Source organism: Streptomyces sp. NPDC054961 (assembly GCF_053609145.1).
Window position 1 is genome coordinate 112,140 of the sequence record NZ_JBSGWY010000008.1, and the last position, 25,460, is coordinate 137,599.

Annotated in this window: 21 protein-coding genes; 4 read left to right on the forward strand and 17 right to left on the reverse strand. The window is 74.3% G+C overall.

What is annotated here, in order from left to right; genetic code table 11:
* Window positions 1–156: 156 nt before the first annotated feature.
* The 7 genes from ACWF9Z_RS10825 to ACWF9Z_RS10855 all read right to left on the reverse strand — a co-directional run bounded on the left by ACWF9Z_RS10825 (window position 157) and on the right by ACWF9Z_RS10855 (window position 9,001).
* Window positions 157–1,230: an LCP family protein gene (locus ACWF9Z_RS10825; RefSeq protein WP_453600092.1), complete on the reverse strand. Its 1,074-nt coding sequence runs from the start codon at window positions 1,228–1,230 to the stop codon at window positions 157–159.
* Between the two features lie 250 nt (window positions 1,231–1,480).
* Window positions 1,481–3,619: a 3-hydroxyacyl-CoA dehydrogenase NAD-binding domain-containing protein gene (locus ACWF9Z_RS10830; RefSeq protein ID WP_453600095.1), complete on the reverse strand. Its 2,139-nt coding sequence runs from the start codon at window positions 3,617–3,619 to the stop codon at window positions 1,481–1,483.
* A complete protein-coding gene (locus ACWF9Z_RS10835; protein WP_453600097.1) occupies window positions 3,616–4,842 on the reverse strand; it encodes a thiolase family protein in 1,227 nt (408 codons plus the stop codon). Before ACWF9Z_RS10835 ends, ACWF9Z_RS10830 begins: the two co-directional genes overlap by 4 nt.
* Window positions 4,843–4,972: 130 nt before the next feature.
* A complete protein-coding gene (locus ACWF9Z_RS10840; RefSeq protein WP_453600100.1) occupies window positions 4,973–5,746 on the reverse strand; it encodes a ferritin-like domain-containing protein in 774 nt (257 codons plus the stop codon).
* Window positions 5,747–5,914: 168 nt separating this feature from the next.
* Window positions 5,915–7,195, reverse strand: coding sequence for an HRDC domain-containing protein (locus tag ACWF9Z_RS10845; protein ID WP_453600103.1), 1,281 nt, complete (start codon window positions 7,193–7,195; stop codon window positions 5,915–5,917).
* 133 nt (window positions 7,196–7,328) lie between these two features.
* On the reverse strand, window positions 7,329–7,991 hold the full coding sequence (locus tag ACWF9Z_RS10850; RefSeq protein ID WP_214956508.1) for a response regulator transcription factor: 663 nt from the start codon (window positions 7,989–7,991) through the stop codon (window positions 7,329–7,331).
* A gap of 347 nt (window positions 7,992–8,338) precedes the next feature.
* Entirely contained in the window at window positions 8,339–9,001 is a 663-nt protein-coding gene (locus tag ACWF9Z_RS10855) for a DUF3000 domain-containing protein (RefSeq protein WP_453600106.1), read from the reverse strand.
* A gap of 91 nt (window positions 9,002–9,092) precedes the next feature.
* Between ACWF9Z_RS10855 and hemE the strand changes: the two genes are divergently transcribed.
* The gene (hemE, locus tag ACWF9Z_RS10860) at window positions 9,093–10,157 is read left to right on the forward strand and encodes a uroporphyrinogen decarboxylase (RefSeq protein ID WP_453600108.1); all 1,065 of its coding nucleotides are present in this window, start codon (window positions 9,093–9,095) and stop codon (window positions 10,155–10,157) included.
* A gap of 115 nt (window positions 10,158–10,272) precedes the next feature.
* Here hemE and ACWF9Z_RS10865 read toward each other — a convergent pair whose 3' ends face one another.
* Complete coding sequence (locus ACWF9Z_RS10865; RefSeq protein ID WP_453600111.1) at window positions 10,273–11,661, reverse strand: FAD-dependent oxidoreductase; 1,389 nt, start codon at window positions 11,659–11,661, stop codon at window positions 10,273–10,275.
* Window positions 11,662–11,724: 63 nt separating this feature from the next.
* On the reverse strand, window positions 11,725–12,834 hold the full coding sequence (locus tag ACWF9Z_RS10870; protein ID WP_453600114.1) for a DUF4349 domain-containing protein: 1,110 nt from the start codon (window positions 12,832–12,834) through the stop codon (window positions 11,725–11,727).
* 158 nt (window positions 12,835–12,992) lie between these two features.
* Between ACWF9Z_RS10870 and hemG the strand changes: the two genes are divergently transcribed.
* Together hemG and hemQ are read left to right on the forward strand one after the other, a co-directional pair.
* Window positions 12,993–14,507, forward strand: a complete 1,515-nt coding sequence (gene hemG, locus ACWF9Z_RS10875) for a protoporphyrinogen oxidase (RefSeq protein ID WP_453600117.1) — start codon at window positions 12,993–12,995, stop codon at window positions 14,505–14,507.
* 4 nt (window positions 14,508–14,511) lie between these two features.
* A complete protein-coding gene (gene hemQ / locus ACWF9Z_RS10880; RefSeq protein ID WP_356649690.1) occupies window positions 14,512–15,225 on the forward strand; it encodes a hydrogen peroxide-dependent heme synthase in 714 nt (237 codons plus the stop codon).
* A 106-nt stretch (window positions 15,226–15,331) separates the two neighbouring features.
* Here hemQ and ACWF9Z_RS10885 read toward each other — a convergent pair whose 3' ends face one another.
* From ACWF9Z_RS10885 to ACWF9Z_RS10905, 5 genes are all read right to left on the reverse strand, one after another.
* Window positions 15,332–17,134 carry an alpha/beta hydrolase gene (locus ACWF9Z_RS10885; RefSeq protein WP_453600120.1) on the reverse strand — a complete coding sequence of 601 codons (1,803 nt, stop codon included), beginning with the start codon at window positions 17,132–17,134 and terminating at the stop codon, window positions 15,332–15,334.
* A gap of 80 nt (window positions 17,135–17,214) precedes the next feature.
* Entirely contained in the window at window positions 17,215–17,994 is a 780-nt protein-coding gene (locus ACWF9Z_RS10890) for a TIGR04222 domain-containing membrane protein (RefSeq protein ID WP_453600123.1), read from the reverse strand.
* A gap of 85 nt (window positions 17,995–18,079) precedes the next feature.
* Entirely contained in the window at window positions 18,080–19,168 is a 1,089-nt protein-coding gene (locus ACWF9Z_RS10895; protein WP_453600125.1) for a TIGR04222 domain-containing membrane protein, read from the reverse strand.
* Window positions 19,165–20,571, reverse strand: coding sequence for a multinuclear nonheme iron-dependent oxidase (locus ACWF9Z_RS10900; protein ID WP_453600128.1), 1,407 nt, complete (start codon window positions 20,569–20,571; stop codon window positions 19,165–19,167). Before ACWF9Z_RS10900 ends, ACWF9Z_RS10895 begins: the two co-directional genes overlap by 4 nt.
* Before the next feature lie 212 nt (window positions 20,572–20,783).
* On the reverse strand, window positions 20,784–21,587 hold the full coding sequence (locus ACWF9Z_RS10905; RefSeq protein WP_453600130.1) for an aminoacyl-tRNA hydrolase: 804 nt from the start codon (window positions 21,585–21,587) through the stop codon (window positions 20,784–20,786).
* A gap of 133 nt (window positions 21,588–21,720) precedes the next feature.
* Here ACWF9Z_RS10905 and ACWF9Z_RS10910 point away from each other — a divergent pair, with 133 nt between their 5' ends.
* Complete coding sequence (locus tag ACWF9Z_RS10910; protein WP_453600132.1) at window positions 21,721–21,930, forward strand: hypothetical protein; 210 nt, start codon at window positions 21,721–21,723, stop codon at window positions 21,928–21,930.
* A gap of 42 nt (window positions 21,931–21,972) precedes the next feature.
* On the opposite strand, the gene ACWF9Z_RS10915 is transcribed toward ACWF9Z_RS10910, so the two are convergent.
* From ACWF9Z_RS10915 to ACWF9Z_RS10925, 3 genes are all read right to left on the reverse strand, one after another.
* Entirely contained in the window at window positions 21,973–22,911 is a 939-nt protein-coding gene (locus ACWF9Z_RS10915) for a polysaccharide deacetylase family protein (RefSeq protein WP_453600134.1), read from the reverse strand.
* A 122-nt stretch (window positions 22,912–23,033) separates the two neighbouring features.
* Window positions 23,034–24,440: an alkaline phosphatase PhoX gene (locus ACWF9Z_RS10920; RefSeq protein WP_453600308.1), complete on the reverse strand. Its 1,407-nt coding sequence runs from the start codon at window positions 24,438–24,440 to the stop codon at window positions 23,034–23,036.
* A gap of 105 nt (window positions 24,441–24,545) precedes the next feature.
* Window positions 24,546–25,358, reverse strand: a complete 813-nt coding sequence (locus ACWF9Z_RS10925) for a TetR/AcrR family transcriptional regulator (RefSeq protein ID WP_453600137.1) — start codon at window positions 25,356–25,358, stop codon at window positions 24,546–24,548.
* Between the last annotated feature and the right edge of the window lie 102 nt (window positions 25,359–25,460).

Here is a 25,460-nt window from a genome sequence, read left to right on the forward strand (position 1 = left end):
AGCTGATACCGCCGGCCGTTGCACCAACGCCCCCCCCCCCCGAACCAGACGGGGGCCGGGCGGGCCTCGGCCGCCCGGGGCGGGGCCGGGCCCGCGACCCGGGGGTGAGCGGGCCCCCCCCCCCCCCCGGGACCGTGTGCCGCGTTCCGCGACCCGTCAGCCGCCGGTGGCGGGGGACTTCTTGGCCGCGGGCGGGATCGGCTGGTCGCTCCGCAGGGCCTCCCACAGCTGGCCGGCCTGCGGCTCCGCGACGATGACGCGGTTCGGGTCCACCTTGTCGTAGGCGACCGGCATCATGATCGTCTCCATGGTGTCCGGATCGACGCCCTTCATGCTCCGGGCGAAGTCCGAGAGGCCCCCCAGCGAGCCGAGTTGCGAGTCGGTGGTCAGCGCCTTGGTCCCGGCGTCGGCGAGCTTGTAGAGCCGGGCCGGGTTCCCGAGGGCGTCCTGCTTCTTGATCTCCGCCAGCATCGCCATCATGAACTGCTGCTGCAGCCCTATGCGCCCGAGGTCGCTGCCGTCGCCGTAGCCGTACCGGGTGCGGACGAACTTGAGCGAGTCCGTGCCGTTGAGGCGGTGGGTGCCGGCGTCCAGCCGCAGGCCGCCCTTGCCGCCGCTGATCGGCTTGTCGAGGGTGACCGTCACCCCGCCGAGCGCGTCCACCAGGTCCTTGAACCCGGCGAAGTCCACCTCGACGAAGTGGTCGACGCGGATGCCCGATATCTGTTCGACGGTCTTGACGACGCAGGCGGGGCCGGCGAGGGAGTAGACGGAGTTGAACATGACCCGGTTCGCGCTCCGCACCGTCTTGCCGTCGGCGTCCTTGCACTCGGGCCGGGTCACGAGGGTGTCGCGCGGGATGCTCACGGCGGTGGCCTTCTTGCGGCCCTCGGGGATGTGCACGAGCATCGCGGTGTCCGAGCGGGCGCCGCTGACGTCGCCGTGGTCGAGCTCGGCGTTGGCGCCCGCGCGCGAGTCGGAACCGATGACGAGGATGTTCTGCGCGTTCGGGGCGACCTTCGCGGGCCGGTTGTCCACACCGATCGCCTGGTCCAGGTCGACGCTGTCGATGTTGCCGTTGAGGTGGCTGTACGCCCACCAGCCGGAGCCGCCGGCGACGAGCAGCAGGGCGAGCAGGGACAGGGACAGGACGAGGAGCACCCGCTTCCTGCGGCTGCTCCTGCGCGGGGCCTTGCGGGAACGCGGCGTTTCGTCGGTTGCCTGAGTCATGCCGTTGGTGTCCTCTGATCCCGGGTGGGCGGCGGTCGTGAGATGGTGCCCGCCGTCAAAGGGAGGCGCGGCCGGCCGGTCTGTACGTGCGGCGGACCCGGAGCCGGGTGGTGAGATCGCCCGCGCGGCGTGTTGCCGGGGCCACTATAGGCAAACGCGTACGTCGAACGGGAGTGCCCGAAAACAGCTGCCCGTCCGTGAAGGGTCCACGGACGGGCAGCCGGATGCGCCGGGGTACGGCGCCGAAGGGTTACGCGGGAACGCTGGCCACGCCCGGGGCCAGGAACTTCTTGCCGTTCACGCGCTCCGAGACGCCCTCGCGGTCCAGGTACGGCGTGACGCCGCCCAGGTGGAAGGGCCAGCCGGCGCCCGTGATGAGGCAGAGGTCGATGTCCTGGGCCTCGGCCACGACACCCTCCTCGAGCATCAGGCCGATCTCCTGCGCCACCGCGTCCAGGACGCGGTCGCGGACCTGCTCCTCGGTCAGGACGGTGTCGCCCTGGACGAGGAGCGCGGCGACCTCGGGGTCGAGCTCCGGCTTGAAACCGTTCTCCGCCTTGTAGACGTAGAAGCCGCGCTTGCCGGCCTTGACCACGGCGGCCAGGTTCGGCGAGACGGTGAAGCGCTCCGGGAAGGCGCGGTTGAGGGTCTCGGAGACGTGCAGACCGATCGCCGGGCCCACGAGCTCGAGGAGCACCAGCGGGGACATCGGCAGACCGAGCGGCTCGATGGCCTTCTCGGCGGTGACCACCGGGGTGCCCTCGTCGATGACGTTCTGGATCTCGCCCATGAAGCGGGTCAGGATGCGGTTCACGACGAACGCCGGGGCGTCCTTGGTGAGGACCGCGGTCTTCTTCAGCTTCCGTGCGACACCGAAGGCCGTGGCCAGCGAGGCGTCGTCGGTCTGCTCGCCGCGGACGATCTCCAGCAGCGGGAGGATCGCGACCGGGTTGAAGAAGTGGAAGCCGACCACGCGCTCCGGGTGCTGGAGCTTGGAGGCCATCTCCGAGACCGACAGCGAGGAGGTGTTGGTGGCGAGGATCGCGTGCGCCGGGGCGACCGCCTCGACCTCCGCGAACACCTTCTGCTTGACCGACATCTCCTCGAACACGGCCTCGATGATGAAGTCCGCGTCCGCGAAGCCCTCGGCCTTGTCCAGGACGCCCGTCACCAGGGCGGTCAGGCGGTTGGCCTTGTCCTGGTTGATGCGGCCCTTGCCCAGCAGCTTCTCGATCTCGGCGTGGACGTAGCCCACGCCCTTGTCCACGCGCTCCTGGTCGATGTCGGTGAGGACCACCGGCACCTCCAGGCGGCGCAGGAAGAGCAGCGCCAGCTGCGAGGCCATCAGGCCCGCACCGACGACGCCGACCTTCGTGACCGGGCGCGCCAGCGCCTTGTCCGGGGCGCCGGCGGGGCGCTTGGCGCGCTTCTGGACCAGGTTGAAGGCGTAGATGCCGGAGCGCAGTTCGCCGCCCATGATGAGGTCGGCCAGGGCCGTGTCCTCGGCGTCGAAGCCCTTCTGCAGGTCGCCGTCCTTGGCCGCCTCGATGATCTCCAGCGCGCGGTAGGCGGCCGGGGCCGCGCCGTGCACCTTGGAGTCGGCGATGGCACGGCCGCGGGCGACCGCGGTGTCCCAGGCCTCGCCGCGGTCGACCTCGGCGCGTACGACCTCGGTCTCGCCCTTGAGCACGCGGGCCGTCCACAGGAGCGACTGCTCCAGGAAGTCCGCGCCGTCGAACAGCGCGTCCGCGATGCCGAGTTCGAAGACCTGCTTGCCCTTGAGCTGGCGGTTCTGGTTCAGCGAGTTCTCGATGATCACCGAGACCGCGCGGTCCGCGCCGATCAGGTTCGGCAGCAGGGCGCAGCCGCCCCAGCCGGGAACCAGGCCGAGGAAGACCTCGGGCAGGGAGAACGCCGGGATGGCCTTGGAGACGGTGCGGTAGGTGCAGTGCAGACCGACCTCGACACCGCCGCCCATCGCCGCGCCGTTGTAGTACGCGAAGGTCGGGACCGCCAGCGCCGCGAGGCGCTTGAAGACGTCGTGGCCGCCCTTGCCGATGGCGAGCGCGTCGTCGTGCGTCTTCAGCAGCTCGACGCCCTTGAGGTCGGCGCCGACCGCGAAGATGAACGGCTTGCCGGTCAGGCCCGCACCGACGATGGAGCCCGCGAGGGCCTCCTGCTCGACCTGGTCGACCGCCGCGTTCAGGTTGGCGAGCGACTGCGGGCCGAAGGTGGTCGGCTTGGTGTGGTCCAGGCCGTTGTCCAGCGTGATGAGCGCGAAGCGCCCGGCGCCGAAGGGCAGGTCCAGGTGGCGGACGAGCGCGCGCGTGACGACCTCGTCCGGGAACAGCTCGGCCGCGCCCTTCAGGAGTTCAGTGGTGGTGCTCACTTGCTGTCTCCCTCGGCGGTGAAGTTCGGGTTCTCCCAGATGACCGTGGCGCCCATGCCGAAGCCGACGCACATGGTGGTCAGGCCGTAGCGGACCTCCGGCTGCTCCTCGAACTGGCGGGCCAGCTGGGTCATCAGGCGGACGCCGGAGGAGGCGAGCGGGTGGCCGAAGGCGATGGCCCCGCCGTACTGGTTGACGCGGGCGTCGTCGTCGGCGATGCCGTAGTGCTCCAGGAACGCGAGGACCTGGACCGCGAAGGCCTCGTTGACCTCGAAGAGGCCGATGTCGTCGATCGTCAGGCCGGCCTGGGCGAGCGCCTTCTCGGTGGCCGGGATCGGGCCGTAGCCCATGACCTCCGGCTCGACACCCGCGAAGGAGTACGAGACCAGGCGCATCTTGACCGGGAGGTTGTTCTCGCGGGCGAAGTCCTCGGACGCGATGATCGCGGCGGTGGCACCGTCGTTGAGACCGGCGGCGTTGCCCGCGGTGACCTTGCCGTGGGTACGGAAGGGGGTCTTGAGGTTCGCCAGGTTCTCCAGGGTGGTCCCCGGACGCATCGGCTCGTCGGCGGTGACCAGGCCCCAGCCCGTCTCACCCGCCGCCTCGTTGTTGTTGCGCACCGAGATCGGCACCAGGTCCAGCTGGATCTTGCCGTCGGCGTACGCCTTGGCGGCCTTCTCCTGCGAGCGCACGGCGTACTCGTCGACGCGGAGCTTGGTGATCGACGGGTACCGGTCGTGCAGGTTCTCGGCGGTCATGCCCATGAACAGGGCGGACTCGTCGACCAGCTTCTCGGAGACGAAGCGCGGGTTCGGGTCGACGCCCTCGCCCATGGGGTGGCGGCCCATGTGCTCGACACCGCCGGCGAGGGCGACGTCGTACGCGCCGAAGGCCACGCCGCCCGCGACGGCGGTCACGGCGGTGAGCGCGCCGGCGCACATGCGGTCGATGGAGTACCCGGGCACGGACTGCGGGAGGCCCGCGAGAATGCCGGCGGTACGGCCCAGCGTCAGGCCCTGGTCGCCGATCTGCGTGGTCGCGGCGATGGCGACCTCGTCGATCTTCGCGGGGTCCAGGTCCGGGTTGCGGCGCAGCAGCTCCCGGATCGCCTTGACGACGAGATCGTCGGCGCGGGTCTCGTTGTAGATGCCCTTCGGGCCCGCCTTGCCGAACGGGGTGCGGACGCCGTCGACGAAGACGACGTCCCTGACGGTACGAGGCACGTTGGCTCTCCTCCAGGTGCGGGTGTGCACTGCTGCGCGGGGGCGTGCTCATTACTGAGCGCCCGCTCACCTCTCCATGCTACTTGTCGGTAACCGGCATGCACAGCCCTCCCGGGAGGAGCGGCGAAGGTCACACTCCGCCGCGGCGGCGGGACGCGGCCCCACGGTGCGGCCGGGAGGCGGCCCGGGGGCGGGCGGCGCCCCGCACGGCGGCCGCGATGGGGGAGGAGGTGCGGACCGTGTCCGCCAGGAAGGCGAGGCGGCGGACGCCCAGGGTGCGCAGCGCCGGGCCGTGGTCCACGGCGACCACGGCGGCGGCGCCGGCGAGCAGGACCTGCCAGGCGAGCGTGGCCGCACGGCGCGCGGGTACGGGGAGCGGGGCCAGCGCCTCCCGCAGCCGCAGGCAGTGGAAGGGGACGTGGCGCTCCTCGTCGGCCAGGATGCGGCCCGCGACCTCCGAGGTCAGAGGATCCGCGCTGCCGTCCCGCACGGCCCGGTAGTACCGCAGGGCCACCACCTCCGCGATCATCAGCACCAGCAGCTCCACCCGCAGCCCCAGCAGGCGCCGCAGCCGGACGAAGGCCGTGTCGCTCCAGTGCCCGGTCAGGGTCCCGGCGCCCCCGGCGGCCAGCAGCAGGGCGAGCATCCGCGCGTGGTTCTGTTCCTCGGCCACGAAGAGCCGTACGGCCCGCGCGTACACCGGATCGCCCGCGCGGTCGGCCTTGCCGGTCAGTGCGGAGCCGTCCCCGTCCTCACCCACCTGGAACCGCTGCAGGCTGCGTACGAGTTCCGGAGGCAGCGCGGCGCCGCGGCTCCAGTCCGGATCTCCCCGGGCGGCCCGCCGCTCCCGTTCGGCCTCGAAGTCGGCCAGCCACGCCTCGTGTCCCCACCCCTGTTTGATCACGTTCAAAACCTAGTTGGTGTTGAGCGTGTTCAAAAGGAGGCCCGGACGGCTGTAGCGGAACCGGGACACGGCGGAGCCCCCGGCCGCGGGGCCGGGGGCTCTCGGTTCAGGCGCGTGCGTGCCGCGCGGGACGGCCGGCCCCGGTCGGTGGACCGGCCGGCCGGCGCGTCACTCGGTCGTCGCCAGCGCCGTGACCAGCGCCGTCGTGACCTGCTCGATCTGCCACGGGCGGGCGCCGTAGCCGGCCAGGGCCTCCGCCACCGCGTCGGCCTCCAGCCGCAGCGGCGGCTCCCAGCACAGCCTGCGGACGGTGTCGGGGGTGATCAGGTTCTCCTGCGGCAGGTTCAGGCCCTCCGCCAGCGCCGACACGGCCGTCCGGGCGGCCGCCAGCCGGGCCGCGGCCTCCGGGTCCTTGTCGGCCCAGGAGCGGGGCGGCGGCGGACCCGCGGGGGTCGCGCCCGGCTGCGGCAGTTCGCTCTCGGGCAGGGCCTTCGCCCGGTCCACGGCGGCCATCCACTGGTCCAGCTGGCGCCGGCCCATGCGCTGCCCGTAGCCGGGCAGCGCGGCGAGCGCCTGCACGTTCAGCGGCAGCGCGAGCGCGGCCTCGACGATCGCCCCGTCGCCCAGCACCTTGCCCGGCGACACGTCGCGCCGCTGGGCGATCCGGTCGCGGGACTCCCACAGCTCCCGGACGACGGCCATCTGCCGGCGCCGGCGCACCTTGTGCATGCCGGACGTGCGGCGCCAGGGGTCCTTGCGGGGCGGCGCGGGCGGCGCGGCCGCGATGGCGTCGAACTCCTGGTGGGCCCACTCCAGCTTGCCCTGCCGGTCCAGCTCCTTCTCCAGGGCGTCCCGCAGGTCCACGAGCAGTTCCACGTCGAGCGCGGCGTAGCGCAGCCAGGGCTCGGGCAGCGGCCGGGTGGACCAGTCGACGGCGGAGTGGCCCTTCTCCAGCACGTAGCCGAGGACGCCCTCGACCATCGCGCCGAGTCCGACCCGGGGGAAGCCGGCGAGGCGGCCGGCGAGCTCGGTGTCGAAGAGGGAGGTGGGCGCCATGCCTATTTCGCGCAGGCAGGGCAGGTCCTGGGTGGCCGCGTGCAGGATCCACTCGGTACCGGACAGGGCCTCGCCGAGGGTGGAGAGGTCGGGGCAGCCCACCGGGTCGATCAGCGCCGAGCCCGCGCCTTCGCGGCGCAGCTGCACGAGGTACGCGCGCTGGCCGTAGCGGTAGCCGGAGGCGCGCTCGGCGTCCACGGCGACGGGGCCGGTGCCCGCGGCGAAGGCCGCGACCACCTCGGCGAGCGCCGCGGCGTCGGCGACCACCGGGGGGATGCCCTCACGGGGTTCTAGCAGGGGAATCGGCAGCCCGTCGGACGAAACCTCGTCGTCCGGGGGGCCGCCCCCGGTGGTGGTGCGCAGGTCTGCTGCGGTTTCTTGGGCATCGGTCACCGGTCAAGGGTATCCATGGATGCAACGCGCCCGTCGCCGGTACGTTCCGGCGACGGGCGCGAGGAGGAAGGGCGGACGTTCCCCCGGGTTCTCCGGGTGTTGGCCCGGGGTCCCCCGGGCGGTATCGGCCGGGTCAGTGGATGATCCCGGTGCGCAGGGCGACGGCGACCATCCCGGCCCGGTCGCCGGTGCCCAGCTTGCGGGCGATCCGGGCGAGGTGGGACTTGACGGTCAGGGCGGACAGGCCCATCGAGACGCCGATGGCCTTGTTGGACTGGCCCTCCGCGACGAGGCGCAGGACCTCGACCTCGCGGCCGGAGAGCTCTCGGTAGCCGCCCGGGTGGCTCGGGGCACCCGGGGGGCGGCGGTGCATGCGGGCGGCGGCAGCGCCGATGGGGGCGGCGCCGGGCCGGGAAGGGAGCCCGATGTTGGTGCGGGTGCCGGTGACGACGTAGCCCTTCACTCCGCCCGCGAGGGCGTTGCGCACGGCGCCGATGTCGTCGGCGGCGGACAGGGCCAGGCCGTTCGGCCACCCGGCGGCGCGGGTCTCGGAGAGCAGGGTGAGACCGGAACCGTCGGGCAGGTGTACGTCGGCCACGCAGATGTCGCGCGGGCTGCCGATGCGTGGACGGGCCTCCGCGATGGACGACGCCTCGATCACGTCACGTACTCCGAGGGCCCACAAATGGCGGGTCACGGTGGAACGCACGCGCGGGTCGGCCACGACGACCATGGCCGTCGGCTTGTTCGGGCGGTAGGCGACCAGGCTTGCGGGCTGCTCGAGAAGAACGGACACCTAGGCCTCCTGGGGGGAGTGGCGGGACGGCCGGCTCGGGGAAGTGAGCCGGTGCGAACCGTGCGGATGGTCACTGACTCCTTCGGCACGTCACCCGCCCGGCTTTAGGGAATGATCACGATTTGGTGAGTAACAATTCGGGCAATTCGGACGCATGATCGATCATAGGGTGATCAGAAGCCCGCAACGGACGCCCTGTTCTGACACCCCGTCACGGGTTTGACCCCGCCTCCTGCGGTTTTCCGGATGCCCGGGGAGCCCGGTGCGGTCCGCGGGGCCCGGGTGGGGCCCGAAAGGGCTCACGGGGGCTCGCCAGGGCTCACGGGGGCTCGCGGAGCCCCGCGGCACTACCCCTGCGGGTGGTGCGGGCCGCGCCGCTGCGGCAGGGAGACCACGCCCGTCACCGCCTCCGTCGGCCCGACCGGCGGCAGGCCCGCGATCTGGCACAGCAGTTCGCACCAGGCGGCCAGGTGGGACGAGGTGTCCGGCACCCCGCCCACGCCCTCGCGCGGCGTCCACGAGGCCCTGATCTCGATCTGCGTCGCCGGCCGCCGCTCGCCCAGTCCGCCGAAGTAGTGCGACGCGGCCATGGTCACGGTCCCGCTCGCCTCCCCGTACGTCAGCCCGCGCGCGTCCAGCGCCCCCTTGAGCCAGGACCAGCACACCTCGGGCAGGAGCGGGTCCACGGCCATCTCCGGCTCCAGTTCCGCCCGTACGAGCGTCACCAGCCGGAAGGTGCCCTGCCAGGCGTCGTGCCCCGCCGGGTCGTGCAGCAGGATGAGCCGGCCGTCGGCCAGGTCCTCCTCGCCGTCCACCACCGCCGCCTCCAGCGCGTAGGCGTGGGGTGCCAGTCTCTGCGGCGGCTTGGTGGGGTCGATCTCGATCCCGGGCCGTAGCCTCGCCTTCTTCAAGCCGTCGACCGCCCGCCGGAACGGGAGCGGGACCGAGCTCTCCTTCGCGCTGTCCGTACCGTCAGCGCCATCTGAAAATCGTCCCTGAGCCGCAGCCATGCGGGGAAGACTAGGCGGAACGAGCGCCCCCGCGGCGCAGGGACACCCGCGCCGGGCCGGGCACTTCTTCATACGTGCGAAGATTTGAGTCGTGAGCGCCAACACCCGCCCCACGGGCACGCCGAGCCAGACGTACGATTCCGCCTTCCTCAAGGCGTGCCGGCGCGAGCCGGTGCCGCACACCCCCGTGTGGTTCATGCGACAGGCGGGCCGCTCGCTTCCCGAGTACCGCAAGGTGCGCGAGGGCACGCAGATGCTGGAATCCTGCATGCGCCCCGACCTGGTCACCGAGATCACCCTGCAGCCGGTCCGGCGCCACGGCGTGGACGCCGCGATCTTCTTCTCCGACATCGTGGTCCCGCTGAAGGCCATCGGCATCGACCTGGACATCAAGCCGGGCATCGGCCCGGTCGTGGCCCAGCCGATCCGCCGCCGCGAAGACCTCGCACAGCTGCGCGACCTCACCCCTGAGGACGTCTCGTACGTCACCGAGGCGATCGGCATGCTCACGGGTGAACTGGGCTCCACGCCGTTGATCGGCTTCGCCGGCGCGCCCTTCACCCTCGCGAGCTACCTGGTCGAGGGCGGACCGTCCAAGAACCACGAGCACACCAAGGCCCTCATGTACGGGGACCCGCAGCTGTGGGCCGACCTGCTGGACCGCCTCGCGGAGATCACCTCGGCCTTCCTGAAGGTCCAGATCGAGGCCGGTGCCTCGGCCGTCCAGCTCTTCGACTCCTGGGTCGGCGCGCTGGCCCCGGCGGACTACCGCCGCTCCGTGATGCCGGCGTCGGCGAAGGTCCTGGAGTCCGTCGCCTCGTACGGGGTCCCGCGCATCCACTTCGGCGTGGGCACGGGCGAGCTCCTCGGCCTCATGGGCGAGGCCGGCGCGGACGTCATGGGCGTCGACTACCGGGTCTCGCTGGCCGATGCCGTGCACCGCGTCGGCCCCGGCAAGGCGCTCCAGGGCAACCTGGACCCGGCCGTCCTCTTCTCCACCGAAGAGGCCGTCCGCACGAAGACGGACGAGGTCCTCGCCGCGGCGGCCGGCCTGGAGGGCCACATCTTCAACCTGGGCCACGGCGTCCTCCCGACGACCGACCCGGACGCCCTGACCCGCCTGGTGGACTACGTCCACACCCGGACGGCCCGCTGACCCCGGGCTCCGACGACGTCGGCACCGTGCCGCGCATCGCACGGCACGGACCGGCGGCCTCGTGCCGCGTCAGGCAACGTTCGCCCCGTCGGGGCAAACCTTGCCCGACGCGGCACTAGACCCCCGCCGAGCGGACCGCGGCGACCGCCTTGCGGGCCGCCACCAGGACCGGGTCCCAGACCGGGGAGAACGGCGGGGCGTAGCCCAGGTCCAGGGAGACGAGCTGGTCCACCGTCATGCCGGCCGTCAAGGCCACCGCCGCGATGTCGACCCGCTTCGCGGAGCCCGCGCCGCCCACGATCTGGACGCCCAGCAGGCGGCCCGTGCGCCGCTCCGCCAGCATCTTGACCGTCATCTCCTGCGCCCCCGGGTAGTACCCGGCCGTGTTCGTCGAGCGGATGGTGGCGGTGACGAAGCGGAGACCGACCGCCAGCGCGTCGCGCTCGCGCAGCCCCGTACGGGCGATCTCCAGGTCGCAGACCTTGCTCACGGCCGTGCAGACCACGCCGGGGAAGGTCGCGTAGCCGCCGCCCACGCCCGAGCCGATGACCTGGCCGTGCTTGTTGGCGTGCGTGCCCAGCGCGATGTGCCGCATGCGGCCCGACACCAGGTCGAGGACCTCCACGCAGTCGCCGCCCGCCCAGATGTTCTCGTGCCCCCGCACCCGCATCGACAGGTCCGTCAGCAGACCGCCCGACTCGCCCAGCGGCAGGCCCGCCGCGCGGGCCAGCGCCGTGCGCGGCTCCACGCCGATGCCGAGGACGACGACGTCCGCCGGGTACCGCGTGCCCGAGGCCGTGGCCACCGCGCGCGCCCGGCCCTCCTCGTCGGTGAGGATCCCGGTCACCTCGGCGCGCGCGACCGTACGGATCCCCATGCCGTTCATCGCGCCGTGCACCAGGCCGCCCATGTCCGGGTCCAGCGTGGACATCGGCTGCTCGCCCCGGTGCAGCACGGTGACCTCGAAGCCCCGCCCGACCAGCGCCTCCGCCATCTCCACCCCGATGTACCCGGCGCCCACGACGACGGCCCGGCGGCCGGCCGTCCGCTCCAGATCGGCCATCAGGCGCTGCCCGTCGTCGAGCGTCTGCACGCCGTGCACCCCGTGCGCCCCGATGCCGGGCAGCCGGGGACGGACCGGGCGGGCGCCGGTCGCCAGGACGAGCTGGTCGTACTCCGTCCAGTACGCGGCGCCCGAGTCCAGATCGCGGGCCCGCACCCGCTGCCCCGCGACGTCGAGCTCGACGACCTCCGTCCGCGTCCGCAGGTCGATGTCCCGCGCGCGGTGCTCCTCGGGCGTACGGGCGATCAGATCGTCGGGCCCGGCGACCAGACCGCCGATCCAGTACGGGATCCCGCACGCGGAGTAGGAGGTGAAGTGCCCGCGCTCGAAGGCGGTGATCTCCAGCTCCGCCGGGCCCTTGAGCCGGCGGGCCTGTGACGCGGCGGACATGCCCGCCGCGTCACCGCCGACCACCACCAGCCGCTGCGTGCCGTTCGCCATCGCCCGTACCGCCCTTCCCCGCCGCCGTCGTCTGCGGGGCCCAGGCTACGGGCGAACGGGTGTTCAGTCCCGAACCTCGCCCGGAGGGGCGGGCGGGGACGAGGCGGACGTCGCAGACGGAGATGGAGAGGGAGACGGCGTCGGCGTCGGCGCCGGGGAGCCGGCCGCCGGGGGACGCGCCGGCCACAGCGCCCCGGTCTGCGCCGGGACCCGGCGCCCCGCGGCCGTGTCCGGCTTCTCCTTGGCCGGCCGCCACCTGCGGACCTGCCGGAAGACGACCAGCAGCACGGCGCCCGCCAGCAGGAAGGGAGAGGACGCGGCGAGCGCCATCAGCAGGAACGTGACCAGCGTCCCGAAGGCGCGCCAGCCGCCGAACAGGGCGTCCAGGAAGCCGGGCTCCGCCTTCTCGGGTGCCTTCTCCCGCGCCTTCGCCGGCTCCGAGAACGTCAGCGTGATCGTGCCGAGCGAGGTCTGGTCCTTCAGCGCCGTCTGCTGCGCGAGCAGCGACTCCAGATCGGACTGGCGCTTGCTGAGCTCGGCCTCCAGCGTGACCACGTCCGCGAGCCCCGAGGCCTTCTCCATCATCTCCCGCACCCGGGCCACGCTCGCCTGCTGCGTCCTGACCCGGCTGTCGACGTCCGTGACCTTCTGCGTCACGTCCTGCGCCTCGACCTTGCGGCCGAGCAGCTTTCCGCTGCCCTCCATCGCGCCGAGCACCGCGTCGAAGCGGTCGGCGGGCACCCGCAGGGTCACCGTCGAGGTCATCGCCCCGTCGCCGTCGCGCTTGGTGGTCTCGTTGCCCACGTACCCGCCGGCGTTCTCCGCCGCCGTCCGGGCCCCGGCCGTCGCCTTCTGCGCGTCCGCCGTCTCGACCTCCAGCGTCGCCGTGCGGATGACCTGCGCGCGTACGGGGGCCTGCTGGTTCTTGTCCGAGGACGGCGCCGGCGCGCCCGACGCGGCCGCCGCCGGTCCCTGCCCGACGGCCTCCTGCTGCCGGGGGGCCGCCGCGTCCGCCGCCCCCGCCGCCGAGGTCCCGTCGCTCCCGGCGCAGCCGGCGAGGGCGAGCGCCCCCGCCAGCGAGAGTGCGGCCAGGACGGCCACGGGCCGCCGCCGCCCGTACCGTCCCGCCCCGCGCCGTCTGCCGGCGTGCTGTTCTTCGCGCTGGGTGTGCATCGCTGGGTACCCCCGAGGTGTGGACTGCCGCGCTCCTGTCGCCGTTGTGACGCACGGGTCCGCCCCCGGGTTTCGCACGCCCCGTTGCGAGACGGTGCCGAAGCGGTCACGGCCGGGCCTCGGTGATCGCCCGGTGCGCGGTCTGAGACGATGTGTCCATGCACGGAGCGGACACGCGTTCGGACACGCGTACGGACCGGCCGGCCCCGACCGGTCACATCGTCGTCATCGGCGGCGGGATCGCCGGCCTCGCGACGGCCCACCGGCTGCTCGCCGAGGGGGTCCGCGTCACCCTCCTCGAGGCCGGTCCGCACCTCGGTGGCAAGCTGCGCGCGGGCGAACTGGCCGGTCTGCCCGTCGACCTCGGCGCGGAGTCCGTGCTCGCCCGCCGCCCCGAAGCCCTCGAACTGGCCCGCGCCGTGGGCCTCGGCGAAGACCTGCAGCCGCCCGCCACCGCCACCGCCCACCTGTGGACCCGGGGTGCGCTGCGGCCCATGCCGCGCGGCCACGTGATGGGCGTCCCCGGCGACCTGGGTCCGCTCGCGGCCTCCGGGGTGCTCTCCGCCGAAGGCCTCGCCCGGATCGGGGCCGAGGCCGCACTGCCGCCCGCGGAGCTCGGCGAGGACGTGGCCGTCGGCGCGTACGTCGCCGCCCGGCTCGGCCACGAGGTCGTCGACCGGCTCGTGGAACCGCTCCTCGGCGGGGTCTACGCCGGCAACGCCTACCGCATCTCGATGCGGGCCGCCGTGCCCCAGCTCTTCGAGGCCGCCCGCACCCACGCCTCCCTGGGCGAGGGCGTACGGGAACTGCAGCGCCGGGCCGCCGCGGCGGAGCCGGCCGGGGCGGGCCGCCCCGTCTTCTCCGGCATCGACGGCGGCATCGGGCGGCTCCCGGCCGCCGTGGCCGAGGCCTGCCGCGCGGCCGGGGCCCGGATCCTCACCGACACCCCCGCGCGCGAGCTGACCCGTACGGCCACCGGCTGGCGCGTGGTCGCCGGCACCCGGGACGGCACCGAGGTCCTCGAGGCCGACGGGGTGGTCCTGGCCACCCAGGCCGGGCCCGCCGCCCGGCTGCTGGACGGGCTCGCGCCCGCGGCCGCCGCCGAGCTGCGCGGGGTCGAGTACGCCTCCATGGCCCTGGTCACCATGGCGTGGCGGCGCTCCGACCTGCCCGCCGCGGTCACCGAGGGCGGCGCGAGCGGTTTCCTCGTACCGCCCGTCGACGGCCGGACCATCAAGGCGTCGACCTTCTCCAGCAACAAGTGGGCCTGGGCCGGGGCCGATCCCGAGCTCTTCCTGCTGCGCACCTCCGTCGGCCGCCACGGCGACGACGCCGATCTCGAACGCTCCGACGAGGACCTGGTCGGCGTCTCGCTCCGTGATCTCGGCGGGGCCGTGGGCCTCGCGTCCGCCGCCCGTCCCGTCGCCTCCACCGTCACCCGCTGGGACGGCGGCCTGCCGCAGTACCCCGTAGGCCACCTCGACCGGGTGGCCCGGATCCGCACCGCCGTGGCGGCCCTGCCGGGGCTCGCGGTGTGCGGAGCGCTGTACGACGGGGTCGGCATCCCGGCGTGCATCGCCAGTGCCGGCAAGGCCGCCGACGTGGTGATCGCCACGTTGGGCACCCGTGGGGCACCCCTGGCACGGACCACTGATCAGCGCACGGGACAATAGACACATGACTGCACCAGAGAAGATTCCCAACGCGGGGAAGAAGGCGAAGGACCTCAACGAGGTCATCCGCTACACCCTGTGGTCCGTCTTCAAGCTGAAGGACGTCCTGCCGGAAGACCGCGCCGGCTTCGCCGACGAGGTCCAGGAGCTGTTCGACCAGCTGGGCGCCAAGGACATCACCGTCCGCGGCACCTACGACGTCTCCGGCCTGCGCGCCGACGCCGACGTCATGATCTGGTGGCACGCGGAAACGGCGGACGAGCTGCAGGGCGCGTACAACCTGTTCCGCCGTACCAAGCTGGGCCGCGCGCTGGAGCCGGTGTGGTCGAACATGGCCCTGCACCGCCCGGCCGAGTTCAACAAGTCGCACATCCCGGCCTTCCTGGCCGACGAGACGCCGCGCGACTACGTCAGCGTCTACCCCTTCGTGCGCAGCTACGACTGGTACCTGCTGCCCGACGAGGACCGTCGCCGCATGCTCAAGGACCACGGCATGATGGCCCGCGGCTACCCCGACGTGCGCGCCAACACCGTCGCCTCGTTCTCGCTCGGCGACTACGAGTGGATGCTGGCCTTCGAGGCCGACGAGCTGTACCGCATCGTCGACCTCATGCGTCACCTGCGCGCCTCCGAGGCCCGGATGCACGTCCGTGAAGAGGTGCCCTTCTACACCGGGCGCCGCAAGTCCGTCGCCGATCTGGTGGCCGGACTCGCCTGAGACCTCCCCTGGGGGGAAGAGCCGGAGGACCGCTGACCGCGGTTCCGCCGGTGGATCGGGAGGCACTGCCCCCGAATCGACGCAGCCGGAGATCCCGCCCGGAAGTTCAGACGACTGGCGGCAGCAAGGCCCTGGGGTGCCCCTCGGCGTTGGCTGCCCGGTCGTCCAGCGACACCGGTGCGGGCTCCGGATGCGGCGCACACGTGACACGCCGTCCCGGGGTGTCACCCGTCAGCAAGTACCGCTCCACGTGCCGGTCCACGCAGCCGTTGCGTCCGCCGGCCACTCCGTGGGTGCCGGCCCCCTCTTCCGTCACCAGCGCCGCCTCGGATCCGAGCCGCCGCTGGAGCTCCAGCGCGCCCGGGTACGGGGTCGCGCCGTCCCGCTCGGCCGCGACGACGAGCGTACGGGGGAGCAGCGCGGCCGCCGGGCCGCCCACGTCCACCGGCCGCTGCCGCTCGCGCACCGGCCAGTGGGCGCAGGGCAGGTTGAGGAAGGCGTTGGCCCAGGTCTCGAAGGGGGCCGTGCGCGCCAGTTCGGTGTTGTCGCGGTCCCAGGTCTCCCAGTCGGCGGGCCACGGGGCGTCGTTGCACAGGGTCGCCGTGTACGCGGCCGTCGCGTTCTCGCCCTCGGCGGCCGCCGCCGGATCCGGGGCGGCGAGCGCGATCAGCGGACCCGGATCGCCGCGCAGGAACGCCGCCAGCGCCGCCGCGCGGTCAGGCCACACCTCGTCGTAGTACGCGGCCCGCAGGTACGCCGCGTGCAGCTGCCCGCTGCCCACGGTCCCGCCCGTCGGTTCGCGGTCCAGTGCCGCGCGGACGCGCTCGTAGCTCGCCAGCACGGCCCCGGGGGTGGTCCCCAGCCCGTACGCGGCGTGGTGGCGGGCCACCCAGGCGCGGAAGTCGCCCCACCGCCGCTCGAATCCGGCCGCCTGGGCCAGATTGTTCCGGTACCAGACGTGGTCGGGGTCCGGGTCGACGGCCGAGTCGAAGACCATCCGGCGGACGTGCGCGGGGTGGAGCGTGGCGTAGACGGCGCCCAGGTAGGTGCCGTACGAGGCCCCCATGAAGTTCAGCTTCGGCTCGCCGAGCGCGGCGCGCAGCACGTGCAGGTCGCGGACGTTGTTCAGGGTGGTGTAGTACGCCAGGCGGTCCGGGCCGGTCCGGGCGGCGCAGCCGAGGGCGTACGCCGCGGCGGCGGCGGCGCGTTCCGCCTTGTCCGCGGCGTCCGGGGTCCCGGACGGGGCCTTCGTCGGCGCGGACGCGTACCGCGCCGGGTCCTGGCAGGACAGCGGGGGACCGGAACGGCCGATCCCGCGCGGCGCGTAGCCGACGAGGTCGTAGGCGGCGTGGACGCGCCGCCACTCGGGCAGGCCGGCGACGAGCGGGAAGAACATCCCGTTCCCGCCGGGCCCCCCGGGGTTGTACACGAGCGCACCCTGCCGCGCGGCTCCGCCGGCTCCGGTGGCGCGGACCCGGCTGACGGTGATGCCGATCTGGGTTCCGTCCGGCCGCGCGTAGTCGAGGGGGACCCGCAGCGTGGCGCACCGCACGTCCGGGCCGAGCCCCTCGGCGACCGGGCAGGGGCCGAACCGCAGTCCCCCTGCCGTGATCCGGCCGCCGGGGCGGCCCGCCGTCCCGGCGGGGGAGACGGAGGCGTGGGCGGCGGAGGCGGCGGCCGCGGCGTGGGCGGCGGCCGCCCGCCCGGCGACGAGCTCGGCTCCGGCGTCCTCGGCGAGGGTCCCGGCCGGGGCCGGGGCCGGGGGTGCGGCCGGGGGTGCGGCTCCGGCGGCGGGCGGGGCCGGGGCCGGGCCCCCCGGCAGGGCGCGTGCGGCGGGCAGCGCCGGTAGTGACACGGCCAGCCCGAGGACCAGTGCGGCCCGGAGCGCGCGGGGGCTCGATCGGCGCATGACGGACCCTCATCTCATCGGATGCTCCGATGAGATCCGGCCGGCGGCCCCCTGTACAGGATCACCGGCAGGTGTCGCGCTCAATAGCCCCGATGCCGCGCCCCGCGCCCCCGCCTGCCGTACGCGAGCGCCGCCCGGAGCTCCGGTTCGGCGACCGCGCGCAGCCCCCGGAGGGCGACCGCGGTGAGCGAGCCCCGCACGCCCCGCTCCCGCGCCAGGTCCACGAGCAGCCGCTGCCCGGCGGGGGAGGCCCACGGGGAGTGCGCGGGCCCCTCGAAGCGGGCTATGGCCAGACAGCCCAGCGTCAGGATCAGCGGCAGCGCGAACCAGCACAGGATCATCCCCGTCGTGGCCCGCGGCGCCGGCACGCAGAGCGCCGCCGCCGTCATGGCCACGACGAGCCAGCAGGCCTGCCGGACCGACCGGATCCCCTCGCCCATCCCCTGCTTGGCCCCGGCGCGCAGCGCCAGGCCGGCGTCACCCAGCCGTTCCGCGAGGGCCCGGACCGCCGGATCCCGCTCCGCCGCCGTCCGTACGCACACCACCTGTTCCTGCCCGTCCGGCCCGAACGCGCCGAGCACGGACCGCTCGTGCGGATCGCGCCCGACCGGATCGACCACGGTGACCCAGCCGGTGTGCGCGAGCAGCAGCCGCCGCTGACGCTGCATCGACAGCAGCGTCAGGTCGGCCACCCGCTCCGGGCCGCCGGCGAGGTACGCGGCCTCGTACAGGCTCAGCTCGTCGTGGTGGTGAGGGTGCGAGGCGGCGGGCTCCGCGGCCTCGTCGGCGGCCCTCAGGAGGCGGGCGCACGCGAGCAGCGCACCCGCCCAGGCCAGGAGGAGGAACACGACCCAGAACATGCCCGCTTTCTACAAGATGTGGAAGGGCCCGGCATAGGGGTCTGCCGCAGGTGTGAGCAGCTCGTCACGGGTCCGTGATGGACGGTCACGAACTGCTGGAGCAGCTGGAACCGGACGAACTGCTACAACTCGATCCACTGGAACAGCTCGAGGAGCTGCTCCCGCAGCTGCTCCCGGAGGACCCGCAGCTCGACCCCGAGGAGCAGCCGGCCCCGGAAGAACCGCAGCTCGAACCGGATCCGCAGCTCGAACCGGATCCGCAGCTCGCCCCTCCGGATCCGCCGCCGTCGCCGCCCGCGCACCAGACGACGGGGATCGCCTCGGCGCCCGTCGCCCAGACGGTGTCCGTGCCCACGTGACCGGAACTCCTCGTACGCGCACCGGCCTGGGCCGCCGCCAGCCGCGTCCCGCGGACCGCCGGCACCAGTTGCTCGCGCAGATACGGATCGCGCAGGCCGCGCAGCCCGAACAACGAGGTCTGGACGTACGGGCTCTGGTCGGTCCGGTAGTGGGCGCGGATGTCGCGCAGCGCCGCGGCGCCCGGCCGGGTGACGCGCCGGCGGGTGCGGGAGGTACCGGCGATGCCCAGGGCGATCCCGCCCAGCAGGACGGGGAACACCTCGACGATGAACGGCAGGTGGAAGGTCTCGGACTCCTCCTGCAGGGAGAGGGCGAGGGCGACGAAGGTGAGCGGCAGGGACAGCATCAGCAGGACACCGCACGCCACCGCCTGGATCACCCCGTGGCGGCGCCGCGCGCGCCGGCCGACGGGCGGGGCGATCAGCCCGCGGGCGGCCAGCGCGTCGCCGATCTCCTGGACGGCGGGGTCGCGCATGGCGGCGTAGCGGATCTGGTAGAGCCACCCCGACGGAGCGCCCTGCTGGGCCTGGAGCACGGCCCGCTCGGCGGGATCGCCGGCCCGCACCCCCGGTCGTACCTGGACGATCCCCGGTCCGCCGACCACCATCCGGCCGTCGCAGAGCAAGGAGACGAGCGCCGCGTCGACCACGGAGCCGGGGCCGCCCGCCATGAACGCGGCCTCGGACAGGTCGTGCAGGCGGGGGGCCGGGCCGAGGGTGGACGGCCGCGACCGCCGCAGGCCGCGCAGGAGCCGCACGCTGGAGAGGATGACGCCGGCCCAGATGGCGACGGCGCACCAGTCGAAGAAGGTCATGCGGCTCTCCCCGTCAGCGCGCGGGCCCAGCGCACCACGCGGTGCGTCGGCCGCGGCCCGGCCCGGTCCTGCCACCAGCGCGTGAGCCGGCGCCGGGCGGCGCGATCGGCGGGCAGGTCCTGGATCAGCAGGTGCTCGGCGAAGTCGAGTGCGTCGCGCCGGTATCCGGCGGTCAGGGGCCGGTTCCGGGCGTAGCCGAGGAAGGCCTTCCGGTAGGGCTCCTCGCCGCCCAGGATCTCGGGGAGCTCCGGGGCCAGCCGGGCCACGACCCCGGCCCGCTTGGCCGCGAGCGCCCGCGCCTGCACGCGGACGCGCTGCCGGTCGAACCCCTCGGGGACGGGGGTGCCGGCGACGAGCGCCGACAGCAGGGCCGCCTGTCCGATCGCGACCCGTGTCCGGGCCCGTTCGAGGCCCGGCTCCGGCCCGGCGGAGGCGTCCCCGGGTGCGGGATCCGCCGTCGCCGATACCGTCGCCGTCGCCGTCGACCCCGCCGTTGCCGTCGCGCGTCGTTCCCCGGTCCGCGCCGCGGACGCCGCCGCGGCCGCGGTACGGGTGGGGGAGGGGCGGGCGGGCCCCGCGGAGTCCAGGACCCGGCGGATCGCCGCGAGTTCACCCTCCAGCTCCCCGTCCGGCGGGAAGTTGTCGTCCCGTTCCAGCAGCGCCCCCGGCGGGTCCACCCTGGAGCGGAGCTCCGCCAGCACGTCGAGCACGACGTCCGGCACCGGGTGCGCGTGCGTGTCGTGCCAGACCCCGCCCCGCTCCACGCCACCGGCGACGTGGACGTACGCCAGCGCCTCCAGCGGGATGCCGGCCAGGACGGCCGCCGGGTCCTCGCCCCGGTTCACCCGGTTCGTGTGCAGGTTGGCCACGTCGATCAGCAGCCGCACGCCCGTACGCTCCACCAGCTCCGTCAGGAACTGCCCCTCCGTGAGCTCCTCCCCGGGCCAGGACACCAGCGCGGCGATGTTCTCCAGCGCGAGCGGCACCGGCAGCGCGTCCTGCGCGATCCGCACGTTCTCGCAGAGCACGTGCAGCGCGTCCCAGGTCCGTGCCACGGGCAGCAGGTGTCCGGCCTCGAGCGCCGGCCCCGGCACGGCCGAGGACGTCCGTACGAAGGCGATGTGCTCGGTGACGACCGGCGCCCCCAGCACCACCGCCCGCTCGGCGAGCGCGGCCAGCTTCCCCGGGTCCGGGCGGTCGGCGCCGCCCAGCCCGAGGGAGACCCCGTGGGGCACCACGCGGACCCCGCGCTCCAGCAGCCGCCGCAGCGGCTCCGGGAGGTGGCCGGGGCAGATGTTCTCGGCCACCACCTCGACCCAGTCCAGGCCGGGCAGGCCTTCCACGGCGTCCGCGATCTCCGGCCGCCAGCCGATGCCCACCCCCAGGTGTGCCATGGGCTTCATGTCCCCTCGCCCCCCTCATCGGTCCGTCTGCCGATGTCATGGCCCCAGCGGAGTCGAGCCAACCGCCCGGGGAGACGTTCAGAGCAACATTTGAGGTTCCCGTCCCGGCCCGGTCCGAAGGGAACGAGATCCGACCGGGATCAGGCCGGGATCCGACGGGACGGCGCCCGGAAGGCGGAGCCGGGGGCCGAGCCGCGTGAGGGGCGGTCCGCTCAGAGCCGCGCGCGCAGCGCGGGATGGTCCGCGACCACCGTGCACGAGCCCGGTGCGATCTCCGTGAACCCCGCGTCCCGCACCACCGGGAGCCCGCTCCCGGACAGCTCCGCCCACCGCTCGCGCGCCGCCGTCCTCACGGCCAGCCGGAAGCCGCCGTCCCGCCACGCGGCACGTTCCGCGCCGGTCAGCTCCCACCACGCCAGCTGCGCCGCGTGGCCGGCCTGGGCCATGGACTTCCCGGCGGACATGTCCAGGTCCGGGTTGAGCCACAGCACGGGCAGTCCGGCCTCCGGCGGACCGGCCGGCTCCGGGTCGTCCAGATCGGTGCCCGACACCTGGAGCTTGGCCAGCTCCTTGGGCCAGCCGTCGAGCGGGACCGGCGGGAAGACCCGTACCTCCGACACGTCACCCAGCACCGTGAGGCCCGGCAGCGTCCCGGCCTTGCGCCACTCCGCGCCGCGCGCCCGGCGCACCACCTTGCGGATCCGGGCGTCCTGCCAGTCCCGCACCGCCTCGGCCCACTCGCCCTCGCCCGTCGACCGCTCGTCCGTGAGCAGCACCAGCACCGCGCGCGCCGCCGTCTCCAGCGCGTCGGTCCGGGCCGGCGGCGCGGTCTTCTCGATGCGCACGACCAGGGGCAGCACGAACTGCGGCGCCTCGTCGCGTGCGATCCGCTCCGGCCGGAACGGGCTGTCCGACCCGACCGCGGGCACGGGCACGGGCACGGGAGAAGGGGCCGGGGCGGGTGACCCGGCCGGTTCGGAGGCGTCCGCGGAGGGGTGCGTGTGCTCGGTGCTCATCCGGCCAAGGATGCCAGCCCCCGCCCCCGGGGCGCGGCCGCGGGGGTCCCGGCCGGGCGGGGCCGGGCGCGGTGCGCCGCGCACCGACCGGCCCCGGCCCCGGGGCGCCGCGGAGGTGAGTAGGCTCGTGGTCATGGAGCGGACTGAGCACAGGGAACAGGGCGCGCAGGACACCTCGTACTGCCCCGCCCCCGCGGCCCCCGCCGGGCGGGTGGCCGGGCCGCCGTACGCGGACTGCGTGGAGTGCGGCAAGCCCACCGAGTACGGGGTCGCGACACCGGGCGTGGTGCTGTGCCCGGTGTGCGAGTGGCAGGACGCGCAGCGCACGGCCTGCTCCGGCTGAGGACCGCCTCGCTTCCCCGCCTTCCCGCCGCGCGCCGCCGGGCTACTTCCCGATGAGCTCGGACACCTTGACGAAGCGGTAGCCGCGCTTGCGCAGCTCGGGCACGATCGTCCGGACGGCCTCCTCGGTGACGGGCGCCGCGCTGCGCGTGCAGTGCATGACCACGACCGAGCCGGGCTTGACCCCGGACAGCACCTGTTCCGCGACCGCGACCGGATCCTTCGCGAAGGCGTCCCCGCTGACCACGTCCCACTGGACGGCCGTGACCTTGGCGGTGGAGAGGGCGCGCAGCGCCTGGTCGTCGTAGCAGCCGCCGGGGAAGCGGAAGTACGGGACGGTGTTGACGGCCCCGGCCTTGCGGAACGCTTCGAAGGCCCGGTCCACGTCGGCGCGGGCGGCGGCCTCGTCGAGGGTGGGGAGCCCGTAGCAGGGAGCCTTGAAGGCGTGGTGGCTGTACGAGTGGTTCGCGATCTCGAAGTTCGGATCGGTGCCGATGGACTTCGCCTGGTCCGGGTACTCCTCGGCCCAACGGCCCGTCATGAAGACCGTCGAGGGCACCTTGAGCGTGCGGAGCGTGGAGATCAGCTGGGGGTTGTCGAAGTGCTCGCCGTTCGCCGCGCGCGGTCCCTGGTCGGAGGTCATGTCGGCGTCGAAGGTCAGCGCCACCGTCTTGTCGGTGTGCTGCTTCGCCCGCTCGAAGACGGGGGTCAGCCCGCCCGGACCGGGCGCCATGGTCGGCGCCTTGCCCGGAGCGCCGGCCTGCGGGGCCGCCGCCGAGCCGCTCGGGGGGCTCGACCGCGGGGCCGCGGACGCGGAGTCCGCGGCCGGGGCGGAGGCCGCACCGGAGGGCGCCGCGGAGGCTCCCATCCGGGCCCGGCCGCCGGGGTCCGACGTACCGGTGCCGCCCCCGCACGCGGTGAGGGCGGCACTGAGAGCTGCTAGGGCCGCGACGGCAGCCGTCCTACGCACTGAGATGGTCACATAAGCAAAATATATGACTAAGTGGCGGGCCAGCGTGTGCGGCACTCCTTCACGCCGAAGTCACCCTTCGGGTACCGCGGCGCGATGTCCTCCAGATGCTCCAGCGGCGGTGTGCGGACCGCCTACCGCCACGGTCCCGTCACCGCGAAGGTGGTCCCCGGCGCGTACGCGTTGACGTACATCGTCCGGGCGTCGGGGGAGAAGGTGACGCCCGCGAACTCCCCCCACTCCGGGGCGCCCGGCGTGCCGATGTCGTCCGCGTTGCGGGCCACCGGGTAGACCTCGCCGCCCGGGGTCACGCCGAAGACGTACTGCGCGCCGCCGCCGTCCTCACACACCATCAGCCCGCCGTCCGGCGCCAGGCAGATGTTGTCGGGGGAGTCGCCGGGCAGCTGGACGTCGGTGGCCGGGCCGAACACCACGTCGAGCCGGATCCGGGCGCGCAGCGGGTCGTAGAACCAGACCTGCCCGTGGTGGTCGGCGGGGGATCCCTCGCTGCTGCGGGAGTAGCTGGAGACGAAGTGCACGCCGGTGCCGCCCCAGTAACAGCCCTCGAGCTTCTGCGCGTGGGTGATCCCGCCGGGTCCGAAGTCCTGGAGCCGGATCGGGGTCCCGGACGCCGAGGGGTCCGGTACGGGGACCCACTCCACCGGGAACTGGGCCCCGGGCTCGTCCACCACCGCCAGGTTCGGCAGGCCGGGGACCCGCAGGGCCTCCAGCGCGCCGCCCGCGCGCAGGGAGCCGAGGCCGCCGAGGGGGCGGGCCGGCAGGAAGCGGTAGAAGAGGCCGAAGGGTTCGACGAAGGCGTCCTCGGTCTCGTAGACCACGCCGAGGTACGGGTCCACGGCGACGGCCTCGTGCGCGAAGCGGCCCATCGCGGTGAGCGGGACGGCCCCCGAACGGCGCGGGTCGGCCGGGTCGACCTCGAAGACGAAGCCGTGGTCGCGGGTGTAGCCGGCGGTGCCCGCCCGGTCCTCGGTCTCCTCGCAGGTCAGCCAGGTGTTCCAAGGGGTGCGGCCGCCCGCGCAGTTGACGGCCGTACCGGCGAGGGCGACGCGCTCGCCGGTGACCCGGCCGGCCGGGTCGAGATCGAGGACGGTGCAGCCGCCGCGTGCGTGCGGGTCGTACGTGAGCCCTTCGACGAGGGGTACCCGCAGGGCGGCCGTGGTCCGGTTCTCGTGGTTGCGCACGAGCCGGACGCCGCTTCCGCGGTCTCGCTCGTGTCCGCCGTGTCCGCCGTGTCCGGCGTCTCCCGCGGCGAAGGCGGCCATGCCGTCGCAGTTGGCGGGGACGGTGCCCTCGCCGGAGCGCAGCGGGTCCCCGGCGCGGGAGAGCACCCGGTAGCCGAACCCGGCGGGCAGGTCGAGCAGCCCGGTGGGATCGGGTACGAGCGGGCCGTAACCGCGGGCGGCGGCCGGTGCGGCGGCTCCGCCGGAGGGGAAGAGCGCGCCGAGTGCTCCGCTGAAGGCGATGCCGCCGGCGGCGAGCAGGCTGCGCCGGCTGAGCGCGTTCGGCGGCATCGGCGGCATCGGACGGACGGCGCGCATCGGCAACTCCCGGCGGTGGGGCAGGACGTACGACCGGGCCGTGGTATCACGCGGCGCGGTGGCGGGAGCCGCGACGCGGTGGCGGGGTCACTCCGTCGGCGGCAGGGGTACGGGAGCCGGGTGCAGTTGTTCGAGTCCGTGGACGAGGAGGGCGAGGCCGAAGCGGAATTCCTCGTCGACGGGGACGGAGGTGAGGGCCGGGGCGGCTTCGGTCAGGGCGGGGTAGGCGGCGGGGTCGAGGCGCCCGTAGAAGGCGGCGAGCCGCGGACCGTTCTCGGGGGCCGCCGCGGGGCCGTGCTGCTGCGCGGCGAAGCCGATGACGTAGTGGCCGACGGCGGTGAACGCGCGGGCGGCGAGGTCCACGGGCAGGCCGTGCCCGAGGAGGGCGCCCAGGACGCGCTCGCGCTGGGCGAGGCCGTGCGGGCCGACCGGCACCTGGGCCATGAGCAGGGGCAGGACGTCGGGGTGCCGGCGCAGGGCCCCGTAGAGCCGGTGCGCCGTCGCCGTCAGGGCCCCCTGCCAGGTGGCGCCGGGGCCGGCGTCCGTGTCGGCGTCGGTGTCGGCGTCGCGGCCGGAGCCTGCCGCGGGGGCCGCCGCGCCGGACAGGTCCGTCAGGTCGGCTTCGCCGAGTACGCGGTCGACCACGTACGCCAGGATCTCGTCCTTGCCGGCGAAGTGGCGGTAGAGCGTGGCGGTTCCGGAGCCGAGGGCGTCGGCGAGCATGCGCAGGGAGAACTGCTGGGCGCCGTGTTCGTCGACGAGGCGCAGCGCGGTGTCGATGACCCGGCCGGTGTCGAGTGCGGGCCGTCCACGGCGGGGGCCCTCCGGGGTGGCGGGAGGGACGGGGCGCGTGGCCCACCAGTCCGGGCTGCCCGGAAGGGCCGGCGGGTCGGCAGCCATGGAGCCGGCGCCTTTCGGTGGTGTGCGGGCGGTGTCCCGGCCACCGTACCGGCAGGACCGTGCCGGGCCGGTCCGGGGGCGGTCCGGGGGCGGTCCGGGGCG

What these genes read in the sequence shown, in the direction of transcription:
- ACWF9Z_RS10825 (WP_453600092.1), bottom strand. Translation starts at nt 1,230, where the DNA reads ATGACTCAGGCAACCGACGAAACGCCGCGTTCCCGCAAGGCCCCGCGC.
- ACWF9Z_RS10855 (WP_453600106.1), bottom strand. Translation starts at nt 9,001, where the DNA reads ATGGCTGCGGCTCAGGGACGATTTTCAGATGGCGCTGACGGTACGGAC.
- ACWF9Z_RS10865 (WP_453600111.1), bottom strand. Translation starts at nt 11,661, where the DNA reads ATGGCGAACGGCACGCAGCGGCTGGTGGTGGTCGGCGGTGACGCGGCG.
- ACWF9Z_RS10870 (WP_453600114.1), bottom strand. Translation starts at nt 12,834, where the DNA reads ATGCACACCCAGCGCGAAGAACAGCACGCCGGCAGACGGCGCGGGGCG.
- hemG (WP_453600117.1), top strand. Translation starts at nt 12,993, where the DNA reads ATGCACGGAGCGGACACGCGTTCGGACACGCGTACGGACCGGCCGGCC.
- hemQ (WP_356649690.1), top strand. Translation starts at nt 14,512, where the DNA reads ATGACTGCACCAGAGAAGATTCCCAACGCGGGGAAGAAGGCGAAGGAC.
- ACWF9Z_RS10885 (WP_453600120.1), bottom strand. Translation starts at nt 17,134, where the DNA reads ATGCGCCGATCGAGCCCCCGCGCGCTCCGGGCCGCACTGGTCCTCGGG.
- ACWF9Z_RS10890 (WP_453600123.1), bottom strand. Translation starts at nt 17,994, where the DNA reads ATGTTCTGGGTCGTGTTCCTCCTCCTGGCCTGGGCGGGTGCGCTGCTC.
- ACWF9Z_RS10895 (WP_453600125.1), bottom strand. Translation starts at nt 19,168, where the DNA reads ATGACCTTCTTCGACTGGTGCGCCGTCGCCATCTGGGCCGGCGTCATC.
- ACWF9Z_RS10900 (WP_453600128.1), bottom strand. Translation starts at nt 20,571, where the DNA reads ATGAAGCCCATGGCACACCTGGGGGTGGGCATCGGCTGGCGGCCGGAG.
- ACWF9Z_RS10905 (WP_453600130.1), bottom strand. Translation starts at nt 21,587, where the DNA reads ATGAGCACCGAGCACACGCACCCCTCCGCGGACGCCTCCGAACCGGCC.
- ACWF9Z_RS10910 (WP_453600132.1), top strand. Translation starts at nt 21,721, where the DNA reads ATGGAGCGGACTGAGCACAGGGAACAGGGCGCGCAGGACACCTCGTAC.
- ACWF9Z_RS10920 (WP_453600308.1), bottom strand. Translation starts at nt 24,440, where the DNA reads ATGCCGCCGATGCCGCCGAACGCGCTCAGCCGGCGCAGCCTGCTCGCC.
- ACWF9Z_RS10925 (WP_453600137.1), bottom strand. Translation starts at nt 25,358, where the DNA reads ATGGCTGCCGACCCGCCGGCCCTTCCGGGCAGCCCGGACTGGTGGGCC.